3 protein-coding genes are annotated in these 4,578 nt (G+C 72.2%); all 3 read right to left on the bottom strand.

Translation table 11 applies throughout. The annotated features are described in order from the left end of the window. Positions 1–242: 242 nt before the first annotated feature. The 3 genes from QH283_RS23435 to QH283_RS23425 are packed head-to-tail and all read right to left on the bottom strand — an operon-like array spanning position 243 to position 4,207. Complete coding sequence (locus QH283_RS23435; RefSeq protein WP_280505099.1) at positions 243–815, bottom strand: DinB family protein; 573 nt, start codon at positions 813–815, stop codon at positions 243–245. Between the two features lie 27 nt (positions 816–842). Beyond that, positions 843–2,993 carry an amylo-alpha-1,6-glucosidase gene (locus QH283_RS23430; RefSeq protein WP_280505098.1) on the bottom strand — a complete coding sequence of 717 codons (2,151 nt, stop codon included), beginning with the start codon at positions 2,991–2,993 and terminating at the stop codon, positions 843–845. After that, entirely contained in the window at positions 2,993–4,207 is a 1,215-nt protein-coding gene (locus tag QH283_RS23425; protein WP_414689521.1) for a glycosyltransferase family 4 protein, read from the bottom strand. The genes QH283_RS23430 and QH283_RS23425 overlap by 1 nt, the downstream gene beginning before the upstream one ends. Positions 4,208–4,578 lie beyond the last annotated feature (371 nt).

Raw genomic sequence — 4,578 nt, 5'->3', positions numbered from 1 at the left:
GAACGACCGCGCGGACGCGCCCTCCCGGCGCCGCGTGCCTTCCGCCGCCGGTGCGCGGAACCGCGCCGCCGCGACGGATCGAGCTGCTGTGCCGACCGGGTGCCATCGATCACCTCTCGTCCGAACGAGTTCTTCTCGCCTCACGTTCGGACCCATGAGCCGCCCGGATGGGTGGACGACTCCCCGGCCGCGTGTCGCGCCAAGCGTGTCGCATGGCGTCCCCCGGGCTGGACGCCCCGGATTCAGGACGCGGCTGCGCGGGAGTGCGCGTACAGATCCCGCAGCAGCGCCACCTCGGCGAGGTGGTGGATGAGCTCGCGCTGGACGTGCAGCACCAGCGCCGCCATCGGTTCCTCGGCGTACGGCCCCTCCGCCGGTCCGCACGGGCGGAGCAGCCCCTCCTCGCCCAGCGACTCCACTCCCGCCCGCCAGGTCGCGTACTCCGCTTCGAGCTGGGCGAGCGCCTGCTCGGCGGTGGCCGCGTACTCGAAGGACCGGTAGTCCACCGGCGCCCGGCCGAAGTGGCTTGCGCCGCGCATCGCCAGCACCCCGACGATCAGGTGCCCGAGCCGCCAGGCGATGGTGGTCACCGGCGGCGGTTGTGGGGGCGGGAAGGCGAAGTCGATGGTCATCGTCCCGCTGCCCGCCTGTACCGGTGCGCTGCTGGTGCCGCGCGGGCGCACGCTCCAGCAACCGGGGACCGGCTCCCAGAAGTACTCCTCGTCGGTGAGTCCGGCCAGGCGGTCGCGCACCTGGTTGTCCCAATGCCAGTCGAACTGCGCCCGCAGCAGCGGATTCCAGTGTGCTTCGGTCACGGTCGATCCTCGTCGTGGTGTCCTCGGTCAGCGAGTGGCCACCGTCACCTGGTCGTCGTCCCAGGGCCGGGTGTCGCGACTGTGCGCAGGCGTCGTCGGCGTCGCCTTGCGCAGTTCCCAGTCCGCGGGCAGCCCGGTGACCTCAGCGGAGTTGGCGTGCGCGGTGATGTGCACGGTCGCCTGCCCCAGCCGCAGATCGCCGAGCCGCACGGTGCCCCAGTCCAGCGGCAACCGCGGATGCAACACCAGGGTACGGTTCGGCACGTCCGGCTCGAGGCCGAGCCAGGAACGCAGCAACAGCAACGACGCCGCCGCCGAGGTCGCGTGCGGCACGCAGGCCGCCGGATGCGGCACCGGCGTGGGGAACTCGGTGCGGTCGAAGCCGCAGAACAGCTCGGGGAACCGGCCGTCGAAGAAGCTCGCGGCGTCCAGCAGGCCCGCGGTCAGCGTCTCGGCGAGCGCCTTCGCGCCGGGCACGTGCCGATAGCGCAGCAGCCCGGCCACCGCGATCGCGGTGTCGTGCGGCCACACGCTGCCGTTGTGGTGGCTCATCGGGTTGTAGGCCGCCATCTCCGAACTCAGGGTGCGCAGGCCGAAGCCGTTGCCCATCGACCGGCTCCCGAGCGACTCGATCAGCTGTGCGGCGCGCTCCTCGGCGACGATCCCGGTCCACAGGCAGTGCGCGGGATTGCTGGTCAGCGCGTCGATGTGGGCCTTGTGCCCGTCCAGGCCGAGCGCGTAGTGGCCGCGATCGGCGATCCAGAAGGCGGCGTCGAAGCGGGCCTTGCGTTCGGCGGCGCTGCCGCGCAACCGCTCGGCGTCGTGGTGGTCGCCGAAGGCGTCGGCCAGGTCGGCGCGCGCCAGCTCGGCGGCGTAGGCGTAACCCTGGACCTCGGCCAGCGCGATCGGCGGGTCGGCGCGATGGCCGTGCGCGTCGTTGATGCAGTCGCAGCTGTCCTTCCAGCTCTGGTTGAGCCTGCCGCGATCGGTGTGCCTGCGGTATTCGACGAAGCCGTCGCCGTCGAGATCGCCGTACCGGTCGATCCAGGTCAGCGCCGCGTCGGCGGCGGGAAGCAGGGTGCGGACGACATCGGGGTCGGCGCCCCAGCGCAATGCCTCGCCGAGCAGCATGACGAACAGCGGCGTGGTGTCCACCGAGCCGTAGCAGGCGCCCGCCCGGTCGGCCTCGCCCGCCGGACCGTGGTAGGCGCGCGGGATGCGCCCCGGCTCCTCCTCGGTGTGCGGATCGGTGGCGGCGCCCTGTAGCGCGGCGAGCCTGGTCAGGGTGCGCAGCGCCAGATCCGGGTCGAGCGGCAGCGTCATCCACGCGCTCAGCAGGCTGTCGCGGACGGAGAGATGGATCGACCACGGCGCGCCCGCGGCCAGGAAGGCGGGGGCGCCGGTGTCGTCGTGGATGGCCAGCGCGGCCAGGTCGGCCTCGGAGTAGGCGAGCACCCGGGCGAACTCCCTGGCGGTGGCGTGCACCCTGGCCGGGGTGTCGCGCCAGCTGGCGGTCGGCTCGTCGGGTTCGCCTGGGGTCTGCGAGCCCACCAGCGGCATCCGCCGGTAGCGGTTGACCGGCTGTACCGCCAGTTCGGTCTGCCAGCGGCCCTGTGCGGGCACCACCGCGTGCCAGCGGAACAACCCAGGGGTCACGGTGGGCTCGCCCGAGGCGCGCACCGCCACCCCGTGCCCGGAGTCGTTGTCGTCGATGAACAGCATCTCCTCGCCGTTGACCGCAACGTCGCCGCCGCCCACCTCCGGCCTGCCGTGCTTGACGGCGGTCAGGTCGGCGAAATCGGCGTCCACGTCCAGCGTCAGGGTGAGTGCGGTGTCCTCGTGACCGAGATTGCGCACGGTGATCGACTCGGTCAGGCCGTGGCCGAGGATGCGGTGGCGCTCGATCAGCACGGTGCTCACGCAGCCGGAGTAGGGCGTGACGCGCAGCAGGAACCGGGTCTGGCCAGGACCGACGTTGTCGAAGGCGATCTGTTCGACGGCGCGGCCCTCCACGGTCAGCTCCCACTGCGACAGCACCCGCGCGTCGCGGTAGAACAAACCCTGCGTGGCGTCGCGGCGGATGTCGCCGCTGCGATCGCTCACACACAGGCATCCGGTGTCGGCGCGCACGAGGCTGACCACGGCGGTGCCCGCCAGCGGGCGCAGCGGGGCGGTCATCACCGCACCGCCGAGACGAGAGCGGACATCGCGGCGCCGGTGGCCCGCTGTTCGGGGGCCTTGCGGAAGCCTGCGACGCTCTCGGCGTACACCGCCTCGTAGCCCGCGGCCAGCCGGTCCACGCAGAACGACTGTTCGACCCTGGCGCGACAGGCGCGCGGGTCGATCTCCTCGCTGCGCAGCATGTGTTCCGGCAGGGCGGCGGCCTCGTCGCAGACCCAGCCGGTCACCCCGTGCTCGACCACCTCCTCGACCGCGCCGCCGCGCATCGCGACCACCGGCGTCCCGCAGGCCATGGCCTCGATCATCACCATGCCGAACGGCTCCTCCCAGCGGATGGGGAACAGCAGGCAGCGGGCGTCGGCGAGCAGGGTGCGCTTCTGGGTGGAGTCCGCCTCGCCGAAGACCAGATCGTCGTCGGTGAGCAGCGGCCGGACGCGGTCCTCGAAGAACTCCTTCTCCACCGGCTCGATGCATTTGGCGGCCAGGATCAGCGGCAGCCCCGCCTCGTGGGCGGCCAGCACCGCCAGATCGGCGCCCTTGCAGGGCGAGAAGCGGCCGAGAAACAGTGCGTAGGAATCTTTTTCGGCGCGAAACGGCCACTGTTGCGGCGCCACGGCGTTGTGCACCCGCCCGACCCAGTTGAGGTCGGGGGCCAGCGCGCGCTGCCGGTCGCTGATGGCCACCAGTCCCGCGGTGTCGCCGATTCGCCGGTAGTACTCGGCGAATTCGCCGTCCACCGCGCCGTGCACGGTCAGCACGGTCGGAATGCCGAGCCGGTGATAGGAGGGCGCGTTCAGCACCCCGGCGAAGGTGTGGTCGTGCAACACGTCGATCGGCTCGCGCGCGGCCAGTTCCTCCACTGCCTGCCGCACCCGGAGGGCGTGCAGCACTTCGGGATACGCCTCGCCGAGTTGTTCGGCGGCGCCGCGTTCGGAGACCGCGAGGAAGTCGGCCGCGGTGCCCGGCTCGCCGATCCCGATCAGGGTGACTCGGTGACCTCGGGCGACGAGGGCGTCGGCCAGGTGCGCGACGATCGCCTCGACACCCCCGTAACCGGTGGGCGGCACCTGGAAGTAGGGCGGGGCGACCAGCACGATGTGCAGCCTGCCGCGCGAGTGCGGTAGCACGGCGCCGTCACCGCCACGCGGCACGGAATCCGCGCTGTTGCCGCCGCCTCGCGGCACCGAACCGGAATCAGACCGAACGCCCACGACTCATCCTCCTGCATAAGGGGGGGTGCCATTTCCTGCCGGGAGCACATGTCTGGCGAAAGCACATGTCCTGCCGGAAACACGTCCTGCCGAAAGCACGTTCCTGCCGAGCACATGTCCTGCGGAAATACGTCACGCGCTGCGTGTGGAGCACTGGGTCCGGTGACGAGCGGGACAGTCCCGCGCGGACCTCGAACGCTATTGAACAGCGATAGCTATCCAACAGCAACTACCCGCGGCCGGCGCGGGTCAAACCAGGAGGACACGGTCGTGGGGGGGGGGGGGGGGGGGGGGGGGGGGGGGGGGGGGGGGGGGGGGGGGGGGGGGGGGGGGGGGGGGGGGGGGGGCGGGGGGGGGGGGGGGGGGGGGGG

This window comes from Nocardia farcinica (assembly GCF_029867845.1).
Classification (GTDB): Bacteria; Actinomycetota; Actinomycetes; order Mycobacteriales; family Mycobacteriaceae; genus Nocardia; species Nocardia farcinica_A.
Note: the sequence above shows the minus strand (reverse complement) of the source record. Positions and strands in the feature narration are given on the sequence as shown.